Annotated in this window: 15 protein-coding genes and 5 pseudogenes; 9 read left to right on the plus strand and 11 right to left on the minus strand. The window is 69.7% G+C overall.

Going from position 1 to position 22,780, the window contains the following annotated elements; all coding sequences use genetic code 11:
• Positions 1-38: 38 nt before the first annotated feature.
• The gene (locus A6P39_RS03900; protein WP_067039083.1) at positions 39-1,574 is read left to right on the plus strand and encodes a glycoside hydrolase family 43 protein; all 1,536 of its coding nucleotides are present in this window, start codon (positions 39-41) and stop codon (positions 1,572-1,574) included.
• Positions 1,575-1,764: 190 nt separating this feature from the next.
• Here A6P39_RS03900 and A6P39_RS03905 read toward each other — a convergent pair.
• From A6P39_RS03905 to A6P39_RS03940, 8 genes and pseudogenes are all read right to left on the minus strand, one after another.
• Positions 1,765-2,832 (minus strand): annotated as a pseudogene (locus A6P39_RS03905) (RICIN domain-containing protein); the annotation flags it as partial.
• Positions 2,833-2,885: 53 nt separating this feature from the next.
• A complete protein-coding gene (locus tag A6P39_RS03910; protein ID WP_067039082.1) occupies positions 2,886-4,868 on the minus strand; it encodes an alpha-L-fucosidase in 1,983 nt (660 codons plus the stop codon).
• Between the two features lie 51 nt (positions 4,869-4,919).
• Positions 4,920-6,569, minus strand: coding sequence for a glycoside hydrolase family 27 protein (locus tag A6P39_RS03915; RefSeq protein WP_079133076.1), 1,650 nt, complete (start codon positions 6,567-6,569; stop codon positions 4,920-4,922).
• A 42-nt stretch (positions 6,570-6,611) separates the two neighbouring features.
• Positions 6,612-6,803 (minus strand): annotated as a pseudogene (locus A6P39_RS03920) (arabinofuranosidase catalytic domain-containing protein); the annotation flags it as partial.
• 385 nt (positions 6,804-7,188) lie between these two features.
• Positions 7,189-7,308, minus strand: a pseudogene (locus A6P39_RS45365) (endo-1,4-beta-xylanase); the annotation flags it as partial.
• A 128-nt stretch (positions 7,309-7,436) separates the two neighbouring features.
• Positions 7,437-8,573 carry an SGNH/GDSL hydrolase family protein gene (locus tag A6P39_RS03930; RefSeq protein WP_067039080.1) on the minus strand — a complete coding sequence of 379 codons (1,137 nt, stop codon included), beginning with the start codon at positions 8,571-8,573 and terminating at the stop codon, positions 7,437-7,439.
• Entirely contained in the window at positions 8,570-11,080 is a 2,511-nt protein-coding gene (locus tag A6P39_RS45370; RefSeq protein ID WP_443052815.1) for a right-handed parallel beta-helix repeat-containing protein, read from the minus strand. The genes A6P39_RS03930 and A6P39_RS45370 overlap by 4 nt, the downstream gene beginning before the upstream one ends.
• A gap of 103 nt (positions 11,081-11,183) precedes the next feature.
• Complete coding sequence (locus A6P39_RS03940) at positions 11,184-12,632, minus strand: arabinofuranosidase catalytic domain-containing protein (protein WP_067039079.1); 1,449 nt, start codon at positions 12,630-12,632, stop codon at positions 11,184-11,186.
• Between the two features lie 848 nt (positions 12,633-13,480).
• Between A6P39_RS03940 and A6P39_RS03945 the strand changes: the two are divergent.
• Positions 13,481-13,627, plus strand: a pseudogene (locus A6P39_RS03945) (RICIN domain-containing protein); the annotation flags it as partial.
• A gap of 108 nt (positions 13,628-13,735) precedes the next feature.
• Here A6P39_RS03945 and A6P39_RS03950 read toward each other — a convergent pair.
• A pseudogene (locus A6P39_RS03950) lies at positions 13,736-14,624 on the minus strand (LacI family DNA-binding transcriptional regulator); the annotation flags it as partial.
• A gap of 287 nt (positions 14,625-14,911) precedes the next feature.
• Between A6P39_RS03950 and A6P39_RS03955 the strand changes: the two are divergent.
• The 5 genes from A6P39_RS03955 to A6P39_RS03975 all read left to right on the plus strand — a co-directional run bounded on the left by A6P39_RS03955 (position 14,912) and on the right by A6P39_RS03975 (position 18,619).
• Positions 14,912-15,877, plus strand: coding sequence for a glycoside hydrolase family 6 protein (locus A6P39_RS03955; RefSeq protein ID WP_067039078.1), 966 nt, complete (start codon positions 14,912-14,914; stop codon positions 15,875-15,877).
• 166 nt (positions 15,878-16,043) lie between these two features.
• Positions 16,044-17,330, plus strand: a complete 1,287-nt coding sequence (locus A6P39_RS03960; protein ID WP_067039077.1) for a glycoside hydrolase family 6 protein — start codon at positions 16,044-16,046, stop codon at positions 17,328-17,330.
• A 368-nt stretch (positions 17,331-17,698) separates the two neighbouring features.
• Complete coding sequence (locus tag A6P39_RS03965; RefSeq protein WP_067039076.1) at positions 17,699-17,974, plus strand: hypothetical protein; 276 nt, start codon at positions 17,699-17,701, stop codon at positions 17,972-17,974.
• A 148-nt stretch (positions 17,975-18,122) separates the two neighbouring features.
• Positions 18,123-18,257 carry a hypothetical protein gene (locus tag A6P39_RS03970; RefSeq protein WP_267893277.1) on the plus strand — a complete coding sequence of 45 codons (135 nt, stop codon included), beginning with the start codon at positions 18,123-18,125 and terminating at the stop codon, positions 18,255-18,257.
• A gap of 5 nt (positions 18,258-18,262) precedes the next feature.
• Positions 18,263-18,619, plus strand: coding sequence for an alpha-L-fucosidase (locus tag A6P39_RS03975; RefSeq protein ID WP_067039075.1), 357 nt, complete (start codon positions 18,263-18,265; stop codon positions 18,617-18,619).
• A 68-nt stretch (positions 18,620-18,687) separates the two neighbouring features.
• Here A6P39_RS03975 and A6P39_RS03980 read toward each other — a convergent pair whose 3' ends face one another.
• Positions 18,688-18,858, minus strand: a complete 171-nt coding sequence (locus A6P39_RS03980; RefSeq protein WP_234378683.1) for a hypothetical protein — start codon at positions 18,856-18,858, stop codon at positions 18,688-18,690.
• Between the two features lie 160 nt (positions 18,859-19,018).
• Positions 19,019-19,924, minus strand: a complete 906-nt coding sequence (locus A6P39_RS03985; protein ID WP_067039074.1) for a LysR family transcriptional regulator — start codon at positions 19,922-19,924, stop codon at positions 19,019-19,021.
• 146 nt (positions 19,925-20,070) lie between these two features.
• Between A6P39_RS03985 and A6P39_RS03990 the strand changes: the two genes are divergently transcribed.
• Positions 20,071-21,189, plus strand: a complete 1,119-nt coding sequence (locus A6P39_RS03990) for a PrpF domain-containing protein (protein ID WP_067039073.1) — start codon at positions 20,071-20,073, stop codon at positions 21,187-21,189.
• The gene (gene dctA / locus A6P39_RS03995) at positions 21,186-22,604 is read left to right on the plus strand and encodes a C4-dicarboxylate transporter DctA (protein WP_067039072.1); all 1,419 of its coding nucleotides are present in this window, start codon (positions 21,186-21,188) and stop codon (positions 22,602-22,604) included. The genes A6P39_RS03990 and dctA overlap by 4 nt, the downstream gene beginning before the upstream one ends.
• The last annotated feature ends 176 nt before the right edge of the window (positions 22,605-22,780 follow it).

Raw genomic sequence — 22,780 nt, forward strand, 5'->3', positions numbered from 1 at the left:
GCTCCACGACGCCAGGCGGCCCGAAAGGAACATATTCTGTGCCTACGTACGACAACCCTGTGATCAGCGGGTTCCACCCCGATCCGAGCGTGTGTCGGGTCGGTGACGACTACTACCTGGTGTGCTCCAGCTTCGAGTACTTCCCCGGGCTGCCGCTCTTCCACAGCAAGGACCTCGTGCACTGGGAGCGCATCGGCAACGTGCTCGACCGGCCCGAGCAACTGCCGCTGCCTCTCCCGGGTGCGAAGGCGTCCGGCGGCCTCTACGCCCCCACGATCCGTCACCACGACGGCCGTTACTGGGTCATCAACACCAACATCGACGGCGGCGGCAACTTCGTCGTCTCGGCCGAGCGGCCCGAGGGGCCGTGGAGCGACCCGGTGTGGATCGACCTGACCGGGATCGACCCCGATCTGGCCTGGGAGGAGGACGGCACCTGCTGGTGCGCCTTCTCCGGGCCCGAAGGCGGCATCAACTTGGCGAGGATCGACCCGGCCAAGGGGGAGGTGCTGGAGGGGCCCTTTGCCACGTGGTCGGGCAGCGGTCTCAAGTACCCCGAGGCGCCACACCTCTACCGCATCGGCGACTGGTGGTACCTGCTGATCGCGGAAGGCGGCACCGAACGCGGCCACAGCGTGTCCATCGCCCGCGGCCGCTCGCCGCGCGGCCCCTGGGAAGGCGCACCCACCAACCCCCTGCTGTCCCACAGCGGTACCGGCCGCTCCATCCAGAACACCGGCCACGCCGACCTGGTGGAGGCTACCGACGGCAGTTGGTGGATGGTGCTGCTCGGCGTCCGGCCCCGCGGCTTCACGCCCGACGTGCACGTGCTCGGTCGCGAGACGTTCCTGACCCCCGTGGAGTGGGACGAGGACGGCTGGCCCGTCGTCGCGCCCGTTCCCGAGAGCCACACGGCCCCGGGCGGGGTCTGGCGCCCCGTTCCGACCCTGCCCGCCCGCGACGACTTCGACAAGTCCGCTCTCGCCCCGCACTGGATCTCGCCATTCACCCGCCCAGAGGGCTCCTGGTCGCTGACCGAGCGCCCTGGTTGGCTGACCCTCAGAGCCACCGGCACCACCCTCGACCGCCCCGGGTACACCTTCGTCGGCCGCCGCCAGCAACACCACGACTGCCGCGTCACCGCTGCGATCGACCCGGGTACGGGACGCGGCGGCCTCAGTGTACGCATGGACGAAGCCCACCACTACGAACTGGAGGTCGGGGACGGACAGGCCGGCGTCGTCGCCCGGATCGGTCCGCTGCGTCAGACCGTGACCAGCCGACCGGTCCCGTCCGGACCGCTGACCCTCACCATCGCGATCCGCACGTCCGACCTCGTGCCCGCGTCGCCCGAACTCACCGGTGCCGGGCCCACCGGCCCTGACACCGTCGCCTTCTGGCTCGGCGACCCCGACGCCCCGGACGCCCAGCCACTCGTCGAACTGGACGGGCGCTACCTGTCCACCGAGGTCGCCTGCGGCTTCACCGGCCGCGTTATCGGCATGTACGCCATCGAGGGCGCGGTCGCCTTCGACTGGTTCGAGTACATCCCGGCATCGGAGCCCCCCGCTTGACGCTCGGCCTTCGGCCACGTGCGACACCTGCGTCCCGTCAAAGGAAGTCGCCGACGCACTCCGCGACCCCGCCGTCGGACGGCCTCGCCGCACTCACCACCCCGCCGCTGTCAGCCGTATCCGGAACGCCCCCGGTGCACCAGCTCCCGCGAGAGCGCCCGCAACCCCCGGCATGTCAGTTCTCCAGGTGCCAGTGCTGGTTCGCACCGCCCGTGCAATTCCACAGCTGGGCTTTCGTCCCGTGCGCGGTCCCCTGGCCGTTGGGGTCCAGGCAGCGCCCCGACTGCTGACCGACGATCTCCTGGTTGCCGGAGGGTGGCGGCGACGGATTCGAGCCGAACCGGGTGAAGAACTGCCACACTGCTGCCGACGTCCAGGTGCGCCAGCCGTCACCGGTTGACCCGTCGATCGGACCGGGGTCGTGGCCCGCCCCGTCGAACGCGGCCCAGACCACCGGGTATCCGGACTTGCATCCGGAGTAGGTGGTGATGATGTGCGTCAGGCTTCCGTACGCCGGCTCGGGCGGGTTCTGCGGGGTGCAGCCGTTCGTCCGGACAAAGGTGTCGCGCAGTTCCCGTCCTGACGAGATGGGCAGCACGTTGTCCCTGATGCCGTGCAGACCCATGTAGGCGATGGGCTGGTTGCCGCCGTTGCATCCGCTGAGGTTCGCGCCGGAGTACACGGCGACCGCGCGGAAGACCGTCGCCCGGGAGCAGGCGAGGGCGTACGACATCGCTCCGCCGTAGCTGAAGCCGGCGGAGAACACCTGGGTGGTGTCGACGCACAGACCTGTTTCGATCTGGCTGACCATGGCGTCGACGAAGGCCACGTCCTGGCCGCCGGAGTTGGCCCAGCCGTTGCCGATGCCCTGGGGAGCGACGAAGATCGTACCGTTGTTCGCATTGTCCGCCAGGCGCCGGAGGCCGTAGTAGGACCAGTTGTATCCGTCCGTTCCGCCCGAGTCGACGTCGCCCGCCGTGCCGCCCCGCCAGTGGAAGCCGAAGATCAGCCGGTAGGGGTGGTTGCTGTCGTAGCCGGCGGGGACCCGCAGTATGTAACTCCGAGTCTGGCCGCCGCGCAGAATCGTGTGTGTACCACTTGTCAGTGTCGGGGCCTTGCCGCAGCCAGCGGTCGCCCGGGCGACGCCGATGGTGGCCGACGCGGGCGCGCCGAGGCCGCTACCGAACGAGGTGCCCGCAGCTGACAGGACGAGAAGTATCGCGGCCGCAATGGACGTCAAGAGCGGTTTGCGTTTCATGCACTCCTTCTTCCCTGGTCGAGGGATGGGGACGGAGCGTCGGTCGCCGGGGGTCACACGCCAGCGATCAGCCACTCGTTGTTGGTGCTGGAGTTCGGAGTCCACATCACCGTCGTCGAGCCCACCGTGGTGCTGCCGCTGCCGTCGAGGGCGGTGCCGGTGCCGCGGTTGACGATCTGGTAGCGGTTGCCCCCGAGGCTGCTCAGCGACCACTGCTGGTTGTTGCCGCCGTTCCAGGCCGCCTGCCGGGCGGGGGCGCCGTTGGCGGAGTCGCCCCAGCTGTCGGCGGCCATGCCGTTGGTGCGGTTCATGATGCGGTAGTAACCATTGCCGAGGTCGATCAGCTGCCATGGCAGGTTGGCGCTGCCGTCGTAGTTCCACTGCTTGAGGTTGGAGCCGGAGGCGACGTCGCCTCCGCCGTCGAGCACCAGTCCGCTGGTCACGTTGGCGATCTTCACCCAGGTCGTGGAGCCGCCCGGTGCGCCCAGGACGGGAATCTCACCGGAGAAGGTCAGTTTGACCGTGTACGCCAGGGCGCTGAACGGTGGGTTCGACGACGGCATGGCCAGGTGCAGACCGGAGGCGTCCTGGGTCGGTGCGGGCAGGTCGACGTAGGTGCCGGCGGCGTTGTCGAGCAGTCGGGCGCCTGCCAGGCTGCTGAGGTTGATCTGGTTCGAGTTCAGCGTGGTGACCGTCATGGTGCCGCCCTGCCATCCCAGCGCGGTGACGTAGAGGACCTTGTTGTCCTGGCTTCGGGTGAACCGGATGTCCTGCGGTTTGCCGGCCACCGGTCCGCTGAACGCGCCTCCCCCCATCTTGGTGGGGCCCTCCCCGTAACTCGTCCAGGAGCGGGTGCCGTAGACCGCCTCTCCGAAGCGGCCGAGCCAGTCGCCCATGCCGAGCAGTATGGACCGCTGCCCGGAGGGGATGGTGCCGTCGGCCATCGGGGCGATGTTCAGCAGCATGGTGCCGCCCTTGCTGACCCGGTCGATCAGTGAGTGGAGCAGTGCCTGGGTGGAGTAGTAGCCAATGCCCACCGTGTAGCACCAGCTGGAGGACGAGATGCTGTCGTCGGTCAGCCAGTAGGGGGTGAGCAGTCCTGCCGGGCCGCCGCGCTCGAAGTCGAACACCTCGCCCTTGTTGTCGAATCCGTCCTTGTAGGTCGCGACGACGTCCTTGTTCCAGGAGACGGCCCGGTTGTAGTAGTACGCGAGGAACTGGAGCCGGTCCGATTCCTGCACCAGGTTGAGGTCGAAGTCCTGCCAGATCAGGTCCGGTTGGTAGCCGTCGACGACCTCGGCCAGCTTGTCGTACCAGAGCTGGTTCTCGGCGGCCGAGCCCTGCTGGCCGAAGAGGATGCGCAGTGTCGGGTCCGACTGGTTCGGCACATGGTCGTAGTAGCCGTTGAAGTGGTAGGCGTGGTGGAGGGAGGCCATGAACTTCAGTCCCTGCCCGCGGATGGCCTGCGCGTGCAGCCCCACGAGGTCGAGCATGGGGCCGTGCCGAACCGAGTTCCACGGGTTGGAGCGGCTGTTCCACATGGAGAAGCCGTCGTGGTGCTCGGCGACCGGGCCGGCGAACCTCGCGCCCGCGGCCTTGAACAGCTGCGCCCAGGCGTCGGGGTCCCAGTTGCCGCCCCGGGAGGCGAGTTTGGGCGCGAACTGCACGTGGTTGCCGGCCTTGTCGCGGGCTCCGTCGATGAAGTTGTTGTACGGCCATACCGAGGGGTCGCCGTAGGTGGCGATGTGGTGCTGGTTCTCGGCCGAGCCGCTGATGTACATGTTGCGCGGATACCACTCGTTGCCGAACGCGGGGACGCTGAAGACGCCCCAGTGGTAGTAGATGCCGAACTTGGCGTCCTGGAACCAGGCCGGGGCGGGGGGGTGCTGGTCCACGGAGGACCAGCTCGCGGTGTAGCTCGCGGGGCCGTCGGTCGCGGCGGCCTCGGGGGCGAAGCGCAGCATGCCGAAGGCTGTGGCCGCGCCGGCCGCCGCCAGCAGCCGGCGCCGGCTGATCGGGAGAGGTGAGGAAGTCATGCGAAGCCTCTCAACGTCGTCGACAGGGTGGGATACTCGGCCGTCACCGGATCAGTTGAACGTCCACTTCTGGTTGCTGCCGCCGTTGCAGGTCCACAGCTGGGCGAGGGTTCCGTCAGCCGAGGCCCCTCCGGTGACGTCCAGGCACAGGCCGGACTGGACGCCGGTGATCGTGCCGTTGGAGTTGAGCGACCACTGCTGGTTGGTCTGGCCGTTGCACGGCCAGATCTCCACCTTGGTCCCCGGCGCGGACTGGTTGTCGTAGGCGTCCAGGCACATCTGGCCGCTGCCGGAGTAGACGGTGAGCTGGTCGGAGGCGGTATGCGTCCAGGTCTGGTTCGCGCCGCCATTGCAGCTCCAGATCTCCACCTGGGTACCTGCGGTCGTGGTGGAGTTCGGTACGTCCAGGCACTTGCCCGCACCCACCGCGTGCAGCTCACCGGTCGCGCCGGTGCCACCGCCGCTGGTGCCGCCCGCGACCCGGTACATCACCGTGCCGTGCGCGGGTACCGAGGCGCTGATCGTGCCGGAGGTGGTCGAGGACGCGCCCGACCACAGGTCGGTCAGGGTGTAGGTGGACGCCCCGGTCTTCCCGACCGTGGCCGCGGTGGTGGTGATGGTCGCCGTCGAGTCCGTCTCGTTGAACAGCGCCACCGACACGTCCCCGCCCGCCAGCGGCTTGGCCAGCACGTCCAGGCCGCCCGAGGACGACACCATGGTCCCCTGCTTGCCGAGGGGGTCCTGGTCGACCGCGATCACGCGGGAGTTGGTCAGCGTGGACAGGGTGTCCGCACTGGCCGAGGCTATGTTGGTGCCCGCGATCAGCGGCGCGGCCATCTCCGCCCACAGACTGAACTCGCTGCGGCTCTCGGTGGCCGTCAGCGAGCCGTTGCCGACCTCCAGCATGTCCGGGTCGTTCCAGTGGCCGGGGCCCGCGTAGGAGGCAAGTCCCACGTTGCTGTGGAAGATCGACAGCATGCTGGAGTACGTGGGGGTGATGTCCCCGGTGGTGCGCCAGCTGTTGCCCACCCCCGCGCCCCAGGTCCACACGTTCTCCTGGCCCCAGTTGCACAGACTGAACAGGATCGGCCGGCCGGTGGCCGCCAGGGCGTCCCGCATTGCGGTGTACCGGTTCTGCGCCGGTGCACCGGTGTTGTTGCAGTTGTCGTACTTCAGGTAGTCCACACCCCACGACGCGAACGACTGCGCGTCCGTGGTCTCGTGCCCCAGGCTGCCCGGGTATCCCGCGCAGGTCTCGGTGCCCGCATCCTCGTAGATCCCGAGCTTCAGCCCCAGCGCGTGCACGTAGTCCGCGGTGCCCTTGATGCCGTCGGGGAACTTGGCCGGGTCCGGCACCAGGTGGCCCCCGGAGTCGCGGCTGTGGGTCATCCAGCAGTCGTCGATGTTGACGTACGAGTAGCCCGCCGCCTGCATGCCATTGGTGTGCATCGCCTGCGCGGTGGACTTGATCAGCGACTCGGAGACGTCGCAGCCGTACGCGTTCCAGTCATTGAAGCCCATCTGCGGGGTCGCCGCGAGCCCGTTGCCGAGCGCTGCGGCGGGATGCGCCGTACCGAGCGAGAGCAGGGGGGTGGCCGCCGTGAGCAGCACGGCCGAGAACGTGAGTGCCAGGGTTCTGCGCAGGGACAGCAGTTGGGGCAGCGGCCGCAGGCGCCTGGCTGTCATGATGGTCGTGGGCATAAGACATCGGCTCCTGTGGCGAGTTGGAAAGCTGACGTAAGCTCAGCGGGAGTCAGCGGAAGTGCCGTCGGCCTGGACCGCGTTGTCGGTCGCGTCGGAGGGGTGGCCGACGACGACTCCCTCGTAGAAGGTGCCGGCGCTCAGGTCGGCGCCGCCGCCGGTCCTGCAGCCGTCGCCGCCGCCCAGGACGGCGGAGCGGATGGAGGCTGCATTCTGTGTGCTCGGATATGCGGGGGAAGGGGACGGAGAGTGCCGAGCCTGTCGGAAAGGGCTCCGATGGGCGCCGAGCGCTCCCGCCAGCGTGGCCGAGAGCCTGCACAGGGAACACTCAGACATCCCATGTCACATAGTGATCCCACAGGAGACAACGCCCTGTCAATAGAAGCAACTTAGCGATTGAAAGCCCATACATCCCATGTCTAGCCTCCGATGAGGCCGCAAGGACGGCATGCCGAAACCCGCGTCCGGATACGGCCGCCGTGCCGGACGCGGATGTTCGTGCCCAAGGTCCCGACCGGTGTGCTTCTCAGCAGCCCGGGGAGCAGGTGCGCGCTGGGCGCCGACTACGTCACCTGAGGGTCCAGTGCTGGTTGGCGCCGCCGCTGGAGTCCCAGACCTGCGTGGGCGACGCCTGCGCGATGTCCAGTTCGGTGATCTGTACGTCCACGCCGAGCGAGGCGAAGTTCGACAACGTGGTCTGGAAGCCGGCGGGCGGTCCGCCGGTGCCGAAGTGGGACTCCGGTGACCGAGGCCAGGACTTTGCCCAGACGGGGCCCTTCGTTGAACCAGGACATGATGGATCGATCTCCTCGTGTGGGGGAAGACGCCGATCACGACACAGCGACTTGTGGAGTCGGTTCACGAGGCTCAGGAGACCGGCAGAGCGGTCCACCGCTGGTTGGCACTGCCGTTGCAGTCCCACAGGATCAGTTGCGTACCGTCGGTCACGGACGCACCGGGGTCGTCGAGGCAGCGGCCGGAGACCGGGTTGCGGTAACCGCCGTTGTACGCCTGCCATTGCTGGTTGGTGCCGCCGTTGCAGTCCCAGATCTCGATCTTCGTCCCGTTGGCGGTACCACCGCCCGTGGCGTCGAGGCACTTCCCGAGCGCCCGCAAGGTGCCGTCCGAGTGCGCGGACCACCACTGCGCGTCGGCGCCGTTGCAGGACCAGATCTGCGCGGCGGTCCCGTTGGCGCTGTTGCCGCCGTTGACGTCCAGGCACTTCCCCGCGACCCCGGAGTGCACAGGCCCGCCCGCGGCGACCGGCGGCTTGATCCAGCCTGCCGCGTCCGCGGCCTGGACCCCGGCGTTGAAGGCGTCCGCCATCTTGGTGTAGCCGTTGTCGTTGGGGTGCAATGGGTCGGACAGGTCCGCGGTGGTCAGCGCGCCCATGTCCACCAGGCGCACATGCCTGCCGGCGTCCTGCTCGGCCTGGACGATGCCGGGCAGCTTGGCGTTGAACGCGGGGCGGGTGGCTTCCTCAGTGCTGTTGGTGGAGACGATCACGGTGCCGACGAGGACGGTCGCGTCAGGGGCGTCGGCCGTGATCTGGTCGATGAGCGCGTGGAGCCGTTCGGCGGCGGGCTCAGCCTGAGAGCCGCCGTTCAGATCATTGGTGCCGATCTCCAGTGTGATCACGTTGGGCCGGTACCGGGCGAGCACGGAGTCCGCGATGCCGGCTATCTGGTCGATGTGCCAGCCGGAGTGACCTTCGTTGTCCGGGTCGGACATCGTGCCGTTACGGCCCGACCCCACGAAGTCCAGGGCATGCCCCTCGGCCGCCAGCCGGTTCCACAGGAAGCCTCGGTAGCCGTCCCCGGACGGGCTGCCGACGCCCCAGGTGATCGAGTCGCCCAACGGCATCAGCCGCAAGGGGGCGGGCGCGGCAGCCGTTACGGCGGACGGCGGCGCCCCGGTGTCGGTGGCAGCCGCGGCGGGCACTGCGGCGCTCACGCCGAGCGCGGCCGTCAGCACTGCGGCCAGAGCTACCGAGTACTTCTTCATGTGCGTTCCTCACGAGTGGGGGAAATAGCGGGGGGTTGAACAAGCTGCCGGTTGCTGCAGTCAGCGGGGAACGAAGTTCCGGTTGGTCCCGGCGGCGTCCTTGCGGGGCCACTCGTCGAGCTGCCGGCCGGGGTCGCGGCCGCCGCCGTGGACGTCCAGACACAAGCCGCTGCCCTGGTTCCGGATGGCGTACGAGCCGTCGGACTGCTGCAGCGGCAGCCGCAGACTGTTGGCCGCTCCGCCCGGAGCCTGCTGCACGATCTCGGGGGTGCCGGCGGCGGTGGAGCTGCCCGACAAGGCAACCAGCTGCCCGGAGTTCCGCGCCCGCAACTGCCCGTGGCCTCCCGCGGCCCGCACGAACTGGAACTGCTGGTTGCTCTGCTCGTTGCAGGTCCACTGGTCGGTCGCGGCGTCGCGCTGCCGCAGTCGCCGTGCACGTCCAGGCACAGGCTGCCGCTGCCGATCACCAACTGGTGGGGATCGGCCGGGAGGCCGTCACCGCCCGACGGCTGGACGCCTGCCTGCTGGATGACCTGCCTCGCGCCATGCGGCCAATGGGTGGCGCTTACCTGGACGTTGCCGGTGAGCACGTTGTTGTGCGGAGGCCCGGTGGCCACGTATGTGTTGCCGCCGTCGTACCAGTTGCCCGAGAAGGTGCTGTCGTCGGTGCGGTTGTTCGCGTTGGCGTTGGTGAACGCCCAGGTACCGGCATCCTGCACCACGTTGTCCGACACCGTCAGGTACCGGGAGCCCTCGTCGAGGTAGAGCGCGGTGGTGTGGTTGTTGTCGTACATGTAGTTGTCGGAGATCACCGAGCCGGGACTCGCGGACAGGTTGTAGATGCTGCCGCCGTCGAACATCGCGTTCTTGGTGTCGTAGATCAGGTTGTGCGCGACGGTGTTGTTCTTCAGCGTCGTGGGGGTGCTGTAGACGGGCTGATAGGTGTACGTGCCCCGGTTGACGTAGTCCTGGCTGCCTCCCGGGTCGTTGACGCCCCAGCCCCAGCCGATGTCGATCCCGTCGTAGGGCAGGTGGTCGCACTGGTTGTGGGTGATCGTCGCGTTGGTGACATAGGTGGACAGAATGGCCGGGGTTTCCTTGTAGTCGTCACCCACCCCGCTGACCTTGTTGTTGCTGACGGTGATGTTCTGGTTGGTCATCTGCGGGTTGCCGGGGTGGTGCGCGTCCGGCTGGATCCCGCCGACCTGGATGCCGCTGCCGGCATCGTCGTTGAAGGTGTTGCCGGTGATGGTGATGCCGTCCGCGCCGAGCCCCGTGCCGGAGGCCGTGGCGGCGCCGTCGTTGCCCACACCCAGTCCGGCCTGGCCGAGTTGGGAGAACGCATCACCGGCGAAGGCGACGTCGGTGGCGGCGGAGACCTGGACGGCTGCGGGCATCTGAGCCCAGTGGTTACGGGTGGCCTCGAACTGTGTGCATCCGGACTTGCAGGTGCTCAGCCAGTTGGCGGGCATCGCGTAGGTACCGGTGATGTGCGCGCCGCTCTGCTGGTCCGCGTAGCCGTCGGGTCCGCTCGGGCCGAGCCAGGAGGTTCCCGTGAAGCGGATGCCGGTGAAGCCCAGACCGGCAGCCGGTGAGCCGTAGCTCCCACTGATGCCGAGCAGGCTCTGCAGCCGGGGCAGTTCGACGTCGAGGCTGTTCGGGTTCTGCCCCGGCTGGGCCCGGTAGTACAGGTCGCCGGTGGAGGAGTCGAGATACCACTGTCCGGCCTGCTGCAGGAACGCGTAGTTGTTCTCCAGGTACATCGTCCCACCAGCGAACGGCGCGTTGATGGTGTCGTAGCCCCAGGAGTTGTTGTTCCACGCGGGCTGCTGCATGGTGATGGTCCTGCCGCTGATCGACCGGACCGGCGCGTAGCGGTCGGTGAAGGAATTGATGCTCTCGACTTCGATGTGGTTCTGGTCCGAAAGGCCGGCCAGGTAGTCGAGGGAGGAATCCGTGATGTTCAGGCCGGTCTGGGTGAAGGTGAAGCCGGAACGGGGCACCTGAATCGCCGCCCGTGGCGCTTCCTTGCCGTTCACGTACAACTGGCGCGTGTTCACGCCGGTGCCGACGTGGACCGACCAGATGCCCTTGCTCCGATCATGCACCTGCCAACCCGATATCTGTTGGGCGCCGGACACGACCGGCTGCTGACCGGACGCGGCCTCGTAGGTGATGGAGTGGCCGTTCTGGCCGCCGTCGCCGGAGCCGAAGGTCAGTGGCTTGGACAGCCGGTACGTGCCGCCGGTGAGATGGACGACGACGTTCGAGTCGGCCGAGAGCCGGTGCGCGGGCTGCTGCGCCTGGTCGATAGAGGCGTACGGCTGCTCGGCCGTGCCCTTCCCGCCGGGGGCCGCATCGGGCGCCACGTACAGGTCGGCGGCCGCCGCTCGGCGCTCCACCGGCCCCCCGTAGCTGACCCCGGCCACGGCGGGACTGCCGGCCAGTAGGGCGAGCAGAGCTGCAGGGGCTGCCCACAGGCCACGGAGCGCTCTGGCTCTGGACATGCTCATCCTCCGGTGCCGGCCGGTGTTGTCCCGTGGTGTCGAGGCCTGGTGGCGAGCGGTTCGTGACCGGCGGTGAGCCGGCCACGAAACCGGAGCCGTCAGGTCAGTTGAGGTTCCATCGCTGGTTGGATCCGCCGTTGCACGGCCACAGTTCCGCGAGGGCGCCGTTGGCCGTGGAGGCACCGGTGACGTCGAGGCAGAGTCCGGACTGGGTGCCGGTGACAGAGCCGTCGGAGTTCAGCTGCCATTGCTGGTTGGCGCCGCCGTTGCAGGGCCAGGTCTCCACCTTGGTGCCGGCGGACGTCTGGTTGTCGTACGCGTCCAGGCACATTTGGCTGCTGCCGCTGTAGACGGTCAGCTGGTTGGACGAGGTGCGGGTCCAGGCCTGGTTGGTGCCACCGCTGCAGTCCCAGATCTGCAGCTGTGTGCCGGCCGCGGTGGACGAATTCGGCACGTCCAGGCACTTGCCCGCGCCCACCGCGTGCAGCGCGCCGGTGCTCGTCCCGCCTCCGGAAGACGAATCGCTGTATCCGGCCGCGGTGATGTTGGCCTGGACGGCGTTCTCGGTCGCGTCCGACGGGTAGCCGGAGGTCATCACCCCTTCGTAGAAGGTACCTTGGGCACCCTTGCTGTTGTCGCCGCCGGTGCCCAGGATGATGGCCCCCTGCTTGCGCATCGGGTTGTAGCCCGAGACGTTGGGACGGGGCCCGTCGTAGAAGGTGGACAGCCCCCCGGACTGCGCGTTGCCGCCACGGATCGCCCAGTGGTTCGCCCCGCCCTTGATGATGGCGGTCGTGTACCGGTGGTTGATGGTCGGATCGCCCGCGTTGTAGTGCTGGTTGACTCCGGAGAACAGCCCGTTCTCCAGGTCGGCCATGATCCACGGGCCGTTGCCGGAACCGTAGCCCCACACCCTGATGTTGCCGAAGTAGATGGCCTCCATGGTGCCGTTGCCGTCGTCGTTGCTGTTCGTCTCGGCGTTGCCGTAGTCGAAGCAGCAGCCGCCGTTGTAGTGCGTGCCGTCGAAGATCGCGTACATGCCCTCGGGGCTGTCCCCGGTGGCGATGCCGTTGGTGTGGTTGTTCCGGTAACCGGTGCCGGGCGCCACGAAGACGCCGTAGGCCTTGTGGCCGCCCACCGTGGTGGGCGCGGCGGTCGCGTTCGCGAGGTTGTCGGGCCCGCCCGCGGCGCCGCCCGCGGGCGCCTGCGTGAGGTTGTTGCCGCGGCCGGACTGGTCGTAGACGATCGTGATCAGGCACGTCGTCCCCGAGCAGAACGAGTCCTGGGCAGCGGCGTCGGCATACCCGCCCGCGCTCAGGACGCCGATGTCCCGGGTGGTGTTGTCCGAGCCGCGCCGGACCTGGTAAAGCGGCCCGTCGTACGAGGCGTACAGCGCTCGCGTCGTGCTGTGTGCCGCCACACAGGGCGTGCCGCCCGCCGCGTAGATGTCGCACGGCCCGGAGGTGGCGGCGCGCGCTGTGCCAGCCGCGGCTGTGGCGCCGACCAGCGTTCCGGCGACGAGCGCGGCCGCGGCCCCCACCCGGGCGACCATGGTCCGCCGAGGGCGTCGAGAGCGGGGCGAGCCTGCGGGCGCAGGGACGTGTGCCTGGTCCGGCACGCCCTCCGGCCTGCCACGGCGTCGTACCGCCGCGAGTAACAGCCGGACGCCACCACGGCCGGACAGCAGCTGACGTCTTGCACGTACGGTGCCCATCTGATCTCCCCACCGTGCCGACGCAACCCGGTCAGGTTTGGTGCTGGTGGCGTCGGCGAATCCGGAAGCGCTTGAATGTGCTGTCTTTGCAGCGAGATTGCAGAGAGGTTTCGGGGGGAGACGGTGCTCCCGACCTCGCGGCGCTGTCAAGCGTGTTGGAGCCTCTCTCACAAACCTTGTCGCGGAATCGATTCGACGGCTGGATTCCAGCGGGTCAGGGTAGGCCGACGCGTCCGCGCGCGCTCCGTATCGTGGCCGGCAGGCGGTGGCGTGTCCGTGGGCCGCGCGGGCAGGAGGGGCGCGCGGGTACCCCCGCCAACGGTCCCAGATGACCTGCCATACCGTCGGTGAACAGGAACGCGGCCAACAGACTCGGATGCCGGGCGACCGGCTCCGGCAGGACCGGCCGAAGCGGCGCAGCGCCGCTCCGCCGTCGGCACGCGGCATCGCCTCGCGGCACGCCATTGACCCCGTACTCCTCCGGTCGTAGTCTCCTTCGTCGAAGCGCTTGCGTGGAACCGGTTCGCACACAGCCTGCGCAAGACGTGAAACGCGTAACCACGGGACGGCCCCGGCCCGACGTCATTCCCCGCGGGCTCATGGCACTCGGACAGTCTTCGTCCACCTGTGCCTTCACGATGCCCGGACGGCTGTGAGGCAACCGCCCGCGCCAGGGTGAAGGGGACGAGTGGGACCTCAACGCGAATGGCACCGTCACCAGCGCCCCGTCCGGCCTGTGCCTGGACGTGACGGGCGCCGCCACCGCCACCGGCAGCCTCGTACAACTGTGGTCCTGCAACGGCGGATCCAACCACCCATGGATGCTCGGATGACGACCGCGCCAGCACATCCGCGGTGCGGTAGCGCGGGCCTCGGCTGATCGAAGAGCCGACAGCGATCCCCGACGGCCACAGCACCGGCCGCAACTCCACCCCCACGCAGGTGGTGAGCGGCGGATCGGCGACCTGGGCTACGGCCAGGTCGCCGAAGCCGACCACCACGACGTCGTCGGGGACCAGCCGCCCGGCCGCGCAAGGCGCGCGGCGCTCCCGCCCCCATGTTGTCGTTGGCGGCGAACACTCCGTCCGCTTCAGGATGTTCGGCCAGCATCGCGGCCATGGCGGCGGCTCCACCGGGCTCGGTGAAGTCCCCTTCACGCGGCGGGTACGGGTCCAGGCCGGCCGCCGGCACGGCGTCCCGGTATCCGCGGTACCGGGCGCGCCCGACCTCGGTGTCCAGACGCCCGCAGACCGCCGCCACACGAGTCCGGCCAAGCGAGAGCAGGTGCTCGGTGGCCTCGCGCGCTCCGCCGACGTGGTCGACGTCGACGTACCACCGGGGAGCCGAACCGACCGGGCGTCCACCGAAGACGACGGGCATCTCCGCCTCCTCGGCCATACGGGCCAGCGGATCGTCCTCGCGCATTGCCATCAGCATGACGCCGTCGGCTCCCTTGGACCGAAGGAGGCCCTCCACCCGCTTGCGGCCCCGGTCGGAGGCCGTCAGGCACAGCATCAGGTGCAGGTCGGCCTCCTCCAGAGCGGCCGACGCCCCCACGATCACCTGGGCGAAGAACGGATCCGCGAAGATGGACGGCTCCTCCCCCGCGACGACCAGGGCGGCCGCTCCCGTCCGGCGGGTGGCCAGCGCGCGGGCGGTCGGATTGCGTACGTAACCGAGCTGCCGGACGGCCCGTTCGACCGACTCGCGTTTGGCGCGGCTGACATGCGGGGCGTTGTTGAGGACGCGGGAGGCCACCGAGCGGGAGACGCCGGCAAGTTCCGCCACCTCGTCGAGCGTCGACTGCCGGCGTGGCGCATCTCCTGCCATGAACCGTGTGCCACTCCCTCTCGGCCGGAATGGCAAGTGGACTGGTGCCGCTGCCAGTTATGAGACTCAGAGCCTCTTTTCCGCCATGTGAAGGGAGGATTGCACCACTCCCTTGACAGCAGGAACAGCTCATCACACGATACCGGCCACATCCCAACTCCTCCGAGCAGTTGGGAGCGCTTCCAAATGGGAGCGCTCCCATAGATACCACCGCACTTCCTCAGCGCGTCGCACGTTCCGGACGAGAGCGAGCGGCGCATCCCTGCCAGGAAAGCCGAGGTACAGCCATGCGCCGCAGACTCCGCGCCTCCGTGGCCGCGTTCTTCGCCCTGCCGCTGGTGCTCGCCGTCGCACCGTCCGCCCACGCCGCCGGCCCGACCACCATGACCAGCGGGTTCTATGTGGACCCCGATTCCAGCGCGAAACGGTGGGTCGCCGCCAACCCCGGCGACGGCCGAGCGTCCGCGATCAACGCCTCCATCGCCGACACTCCGATGGCCCACTGGTTCGGCTCCTGGAGCGGCACCATCGGCACCGCCACGAGCGCCTACGCGGGCGCGGCGGCCTCCCAGCACAAGCTGCCCCTCCTCGTCGCGTACAACATCTACAACCGCGACTACTGCGGCGGGCACTCCGCCGGCGGAGCCGCCTCGCCGTCCGCCTACGCGAGCTGGATAGCCCAATTCGCGGGCGGTATCGCCGACCGCCCGGCAGTCGTCCTCCTCGAACCGGACTCCCTCGCGGACTACGGCTGCATGACCCAGGCTCAGATATCCGAACGCGAAGGCATGATCACCGGCGCCCTCACGCAGTTCAACCGCCAGGCGCCCGACACTTGGGTCTACCTCGACGCCGGCAATCCGGGCTGGGCGAGCCCGGCGACCATGGCCCAGCGCCTCCACGAAACCGGCCTCCGCCAGGCCCACGGCTTCTCGCTCAACATCTCGAACTACTACACCACGGCCGAGAACATCGCCTACGGCAACGCCGTCAACAGCGAGTTGCGGACCCGCTACGGCTACACCAAGCCGTTCGTCGTGGACACCAGCCGCAACGGCAACGGCTCCAACGGCCAGTGGTGCAACCCCTCGAGCCGCCGCATCGGCACCCCGACCCAGCAGGGCGGAGGTGCCGAGATGCTCCTGTGGATCAAGACCCCCGGCGAGTCCGACGGCAACTGCGGCGTCGGAACCGGCTCCTCGGCCGGACAGTTCCTCCCTGAGGTCGCCTACAAGATGATCTACGGCTACTGACCCCGGATCCACGCGACCGACCTGGCGCGCTCCTGCCCCGCCACCGGGCCACGGGCAGCCTCCGCCACAGCCCCGCCGGGCCACCGCTCGTCGTCTTCCGCACAGGCGGCCCAGGGACCGTCCCGGGGCAGACCTGCCCTCGTCCATCCACCGCCCAGGAGCAGTCATGACACCACGCAGCCCACGGCGCCGCGCGGCCTCCGCCATCGCGGCGCTCACCGTCTGCGCCGCCCTCACCGCGACGCAGGCTCAGGCCACGCCCACGTCCACGTCCAGGCAGGACGTGATCACCCCGGCCACGAAGTTCTATGTGGATCCGCACAGCAAGGCGGCGAAGCAAGCACTCGTCGACTTCAGGAACGGCGACATCGAGGACGCCACGAACATGGCCAGACTCGCGAGCTGGCCGCAGGCCGAATGGTTCACCGAGGGTACGCCCGACGCGGTACGCGTCAAGGTGCACAAGCTCGTCCACCGGGCCCGGGCCGTCGGACGGACCCCCGTCCTGGTCGCCTACGACATACCCGGCCGGGACTGTTCCCAGTACTCGAGCGGCGGAGCCGCATCCTCCGCCGCCTACCGCCAGTGGATCGACGCCTTCGCCGCCGGCGTCGGCGACGACAAGGCGGTGATCGTCGTCGAACCCGACGGCCTGGCCAACCTTCCCAGGGACTGCGGGCCCACCACCGACCCGACCGGCGAACTCACCGCCGCCCGCATCGCCGACCTCGCCTACGCCGTCAAGACCCTGAAACTCCGACCGCGCACCGCGGTCTACCTGGACGCCGGCAACGTACAGTGGCGGTCCGTCGGTGACATCGCCCAGCGGCTGCAGGACGCCGGGGTGCAGTACGGCGACGGATTCGCCCTGAACGTGTCCAACAACCACCCCACCGACCACAACGCCAGATACGGCACCTGGATCGCCAAGTGTCTCTGGTACGCCACCGAAGGCCCCGAGCAGGCCCGCGGGCACACCGACTGGTGCGCCAGCCAGTACTACTCGTCCGCCGCCCCCAACGACGGCGCCCCCGGCGACGCCGTCTCCCCCATGGACCCCACCACCTGGCGGTGGACCGACGCCTGGTTCGACCAGAACGTGGGCAACCCGCCGGCCGCCGAGCTGCGTCACTTCGTGATCGACACCAGCCGCAACGGCCGGGGCGCCTGGACCCCGCCACCGGGCAAGTACGGCGGGGACCCGGAGGTCTGGTGCAACGCGCCCGGCCGCGGTCTCGGCCCACGCCCCACGGCCGACACCGGAATCCCGCTCGTCGACGCCTATCTGTGGATCAAGACGCCCGGTGAATCCGACGGCAGCTGCACGCGCAGCACCGGCGGCGCGATCGACCCCGAGTACGGCATCGTCGACCCGCCGGCCGGTGCCTGGTGGCCCGACCAGGCCCACGCACTGGCCCGCAACGCGGTGCCGCGCCTGACGTTCGACCACTGAGCCCGGTCGGACGCCCCGTACGCGCCGGACCGCCGAGCCCGCTTCCTCTCCGAGTCGCCGGTCACCGAGCCGGCGTAGGTGGGAATCGGCTGCTCGTGCTGCTCGCGTACGGGATCACGGCGGGTGAACGGGGGTACGGGGCGGCCTGCGGCCGAGCTGCCGACGTGGGAGGCACAGCGACGGGCGGTGAGAGCCGAGCAACGGCGCGAATCGGAGACAGGACTGGTGAAAACTCGACGGCAACGCTTTCGCTTCCCGCGGCCACTGAGCAGTGCGCCATCGGCTCCATCCTCGAACGGACCGGCATGACGACAAAGACCATGGCAGCGAGGCAGGCCGCGCGACAGCGCCGGCGTGGACACAGGCTGATGCTGGGCACATCCGAGGCGTCGACCGCCGCGGGGGTTCCGGCCGCTCTGGCCGGCGCGGCGGCGAAGCCGGCGGCCACAGACACCCCGCGGCCCTCCGCCTCCCGCACCTGCGCGCCGCACATGTCCGCGCGGACCCGCTCTCCCTGCACCAGCCGGGCCACCACCACCCGGCACCCGGACCCCGGCGACCTCACCCCGACCACCACGCCCTCCACCGTGGTGTTCCGGGTCAGCCGACCGACCCGACCGCCCGCCGAAAGCAACGACGGGTGACGGAGATACGCCTCCCGCACACCACCGCAGTCGCGGGCCCGGGAGCCTGGCCGCCCTGCCCTGAGCCCTGGTTGCCCGCCCCAGCGCCGGGTGACGTCCGTTGATTCATCCGATGTCCCGGAAGAACGACCGAAAAGGAGGGACTACGTTGCCGGAATCCACGTCACGCAGATCGGTACTCGCCACCATGGCGGCCATGACGGTGGCCACCGCGGTCGGTCCCATCACGGTGACGGCACCCGCGTATGCCGCGCCCGACGCACCGCTGCCGCTGCCGGGTTGATGGGCATGGTCCGCAAGCACCAGCCCGGCATCGTCGCCACCTCACCCTCGGGCTGGACGGGCGACTCCGCCAGCGACGATGGCCCTTCTGTCCCGAGCGGGGCGATCCGCACCGGCCTCGTCGAGAAGGTGTTCACCGTCGACGGCACCTGGGGATACAACTCCGGTGCCACTGCGATGGGTTACGTCACCGCCATGGACATCCTGGTCAACTGCTGGGTGCGGAACATGACCGCGATGGTCAACGTCGGCCCGGACCGGCACGGCACGGTGTCCGACGCCCGGGCCGGGCTGCTGCGGCGGATCGGCACCTTCATGGCGTCCTGCGGCCGGTCGGTCTACGGGATTCGCGGCGGCCCATGACACCCGGTCGACGGCCAGTACGGCTTCACCTGCAAGGACGACACGTTCTTCGTGCACCTGCTGCCCGGCTACGGCGGAACCTCGTTCACCACACCGCCGCTCGGCGACGCCAGGATCGTGCGGGCCTTCGATGTGCGCACCGGTGCCGCCCTGGCGTACTCGGCCGGCGGCGACGGCCGGGTGACGATCACCGGCATCGACCGCACCACCCATCCCGAGGACAGCGTCGTCGGCGTCACGCCGGATCGGCCCGTGCACCCTGCCGGCATCGCCGTCGGCCGGACGGCGACGGCCAGCGCCCGGGCCGCCTGCCGCCACGAGCCGTCGTCGGTCCCCCATCTCGGTAGCCGTTCGCGACACCAGCACACCCCAAGGGGCTCTGCAGCGCCAGAGTCAGAGTCAGGGTGTTCGGGCTGCGGCGCTGTCGCGGAGGAGTCCGGCGAAAGTCAGGGCGGCGGGGGTGAGAGGGTGGTCGGCCATGCGGACCAGGAGGATGCGGCGGACGGGGGCCGGCGGCTGGAGCGGCAGTACATGGACGCCGGGTCGAATGCCCTCCAGGGCCAGGGTGGGAGCGAGGGCGACGCCGATGCCGGCGGCGACCATGGCCTGGGCTTCCTGGTAGTCGTGGGCCTCGTAGGCGATGTGGGGTTCGAAGCCGACGGCGCGGCAGCCGCGGACGAGGGCTTCGGCCACCGGGTGGTGGTCGGCGCGGGTGATCCAGGGGTCGTGTGCGAAGTCGGCGAGTGAGGCGGCGTCGCGGCCGGCGAGTGGATGGTGGTCGCTGACGAGAAGGGCCGGCGGGTCGTCGAGGAGTGGGGTGACGACGATGTCCTCCCGGTCGATCCGGTTCCAGTCGTAGTCCCACATGAGCGACATCTCGATCTCCCGGTTCTCCAGCATGGTCCAGAGTCCGGCGATGCGGGCGCTGCGGACGGTCAGCCGTACGTCGGGGTGGGCGTCGCGGAAGGCGATCACGGCCTGCGGGAGGAGCGAGGCGCCGACGGTGGGGAAAGTGCCGATGCGCAGTGTGCCCGCGCGCAGGCCGGCGTAGTCGGCGAGTTCGTTTTCCGCGGCCTGCAGTTCGCGTTCGATCCGTTGCCCTCGTTCGGCCAGCGCCCGTCCGGCGTCGGTGAGGGTGACGCCCCGGGCGTGGCGTTCCAGCAGGGGCTGGCCTGCCTCCGTTTCCAGGCGGCTGATCTGCTGCGATACCGCTGACGGGGTGTAGTTGAGGGCGCGGGCCGTCGCCGTCACCGAGCCGCGCCGGGCGACCTCCGTGAACAGCAGGATGCGCCGGACGTCGAGCATGCCGCCACCTCCAGCGTTCACTTCAGCTTAATAGCCATGCAGATTTTCGAGATTGTACTTCACGCTGCCGTAACCCACCGTGGAGGACACCACGCACGGCGAGACCGTCGGTGGGCTTCCCCTTCCATGGCTGTGAGGAGTCAGTTGTGCTGCGTCTGCAAGGCGAGATGATCCGCGGAGGGACCAGCAAGTGCTGGATCTTCGACCACCGCGACGTGGCCGCCACGGGCGTGGACGTCGACGCCCTGCTGCTCGCCGCCTTCAACGCCGCCGACCCCCGTCAGATCGACGGCGTGGGCGGCGCCTCCTCCACCACCTCCAAGGCCGCCGTCGTACAGGCGTCGACCGAACCCGGTGTGGATGTCGAGTACGCCTTCGCGCAGGTCGGAATCGGCGACGAGCGCGTGGAGTGGGCCAGCAACTGCGGCAACTGCGCCACCGCCGTGGCCCTGTACGCCGTCCACCACTCTCTCGTGCCGATCGCGCCGGACACCACCACCGTCCGCATGCTCAACATCAACACCGGGGCCCGCCTCACCGGCACGATCCCCACCCCCGCGGGCGTGGCCCCGGAGGAGGGCACGGCCATGGTGCCGGGTACCTCGGCACCTGGCGTGCCGGTCCTGCTCGGGTTCCAGGACCCTGCGGGCTCGACGACCGGCCGCGCTCTGCCGACCGGCCGGGCACTGGACGAGCTGACCGGCCCGGACGGCCCCGTCGAGGCGTCCCTGGTCGACGCCGGCGCGCCGGCCGCTTTGTTCGAGGCCAAGGCGTTCGGCCTCGACGGCACGGAATCCCCCACCGCGTTCGCCGCCGCGGTGCCCGCGCTGACGCTGCTGCGCCGCCAGGCAGCGCTGGCCATGGGCCTGGCCCGCGAGGGCGATCCGGTCAGCCACGCGGTGCCGAAAGTCGGCATCGTGGCCCGCCCCGCCCCCTATCGCACCACACAGGGCGTCCTCGTCGACCAGGACGAGTACGACCTGGCCGTGCGCATGGTCTCCATGCACGCGCCGCACCCGGCGATCGGCCTGACCTCCGCCGTGGCCCTGGCCACGGCCGCCGCCACCCCTGGCACCCTCGCCCACCGCGTCGCCCGGCAGACCGCCGACGGCACGCTGCGCCTGGGCACCCCCGCCGGCGTGGTCACCACCCAAGCCGTCCCCGTACCGGACAGCGCGTCCCCCACGGTGCTGCTGCACCGCGCCGCCCGGCGTATCGCCCGAGCCGAACTCCTCGTTCCCGTCCTGGAAGGACGCCCCGCATGAGCCGCAACGACGCCGCCCCGGGTACCGTCACCGCGCCACCGGGCCGCATCCGCCGGATGCTGTCCCACCTCTATGTCCAGTGCCTGATCGCCGTCCTCCTCGGCGCCGCTGTGGGCGGGCTGTGGCCGTCCGTCGGCGCTGACCTCAAGCCGCTCGGCGACGGCTTCATCGCGCTGGTGAAGATGTTCGTCGCGCCGATCATCTTCTGCACGGTCGTCCACGGCATCGCCTCCATGGGCAACGCCCGAGCGGTCGGCCGCGTGAGCCTGAAGGCCCTGGTCTACTTCGAGGTGCTGACCACCGTGGCCATGGTGATCGGCCTGGTCGTCGTCAACGTCGTCCAGCCGGGCAGCGGTCTGCACATCGACCTTTCGACCCTGTCCGCCAAGGGCCTGCCGCCGGAGGCGACCACGACCCACGGGGGCTTCGCCGCCTTCCTCCTCGCCATCATCCCGGCCACCTTGGTCAGCGCCCTGACCGGCAACGAGATCCTGCCGGTGCTGCTGGTGTCCGTGCTGTTCGGCTTCGGCCTGCACGCCAGCGGAGAGGCCGGCCTGGGCATCGCCCGGGGCATCGAGAAGGTCTCCGCTGTCCTGTTCACGCTCATCCGCTGGATCATGCGGCTGGCCCCCATCGGCGCGTTCGGCTCGATGGCCTTCACCATCGGCAACTACGGCCTGGGTACCCTGCGCCACCTGTCGCTTCTGGTCGGCTCGTTCTGGCTGACCGCCCTCTTCTTCGTCCTGGTCGTCCTCGGGACCGTGATGCGCCTGAACGGACTGCGGCTGCTGCCCTTCTTGCGCTACATCAAGGAGGAACTGCTGATCGTCCTGGGCACCTCCTCCACCGAGTCCGTCCTGCCGCGCATGATGGCCAAGCTCCAGCACGCGGGGGCCTCGAAACCGGTCGTCGGCATCACGCTGCCCGCCGGGTATTCCTTCAACCTCGACGGCACGGCCATCTACCTCACCATGGGCTCGGTCTTCCTCGCCCAGGCCCTCGGCATCGACCTCAGCCTCACCCAGCAGCTGACCATGCTCGCTGTCATGCTGCTCACGTCCAAGGGCGCCGCAGGCGTCACCGGCTCCGGCTTCATCGCCCTGGCCGCCACACTCAGCGCCGTCCCGCACGTCCCGGCCGCCGCCCTCGCGTTGATCTTCGGCGTCGACCGGTTCATGTCCGAAGCCCGCGCCCTGACCAGCCTGGTCGGCAACGGCGTCGCCACCCTGGCCGTCGCGCGCTGGGAGGGCGAGCTGGACGAGGAGCGCGCCAAGGCCGTCCTGCGCGGCGACATTCCCTACGCCCCTGCCTCCGCTCCCTCTTCAGTGGCAGTCGAGCCCGATCCGAAGCAGACGCCCGCACCCGACGCGAAGATGCCCGAACCAACCCGCGCCCCCGTCCCCGCCACACGTTGACGCCGCATGGGCGGGTCGGTCCGGAGCAGACGCTCCGGGCCGACCTGCCTGCGGCTCGACGGGACGTCGCACCACTCGCCAGGAGCGCCCGCGGCGACGGGCGGACCACGACCACTGCCTACAACGGGGCCACGGAACGCCCGATGAGCACCTCGGTGACCACCCGCGGTGGGGGG

The sequence above is a fragment of the Streptomyces sp. FXJ1.172 genome, assembly GCF_001636945.3.
Taxonomy (GTDB): domain Bacteria; phylum Actinomycetota; class Actinomycetes; order Streptomycetales; family Streptomycetaceae; genus Streptomyces.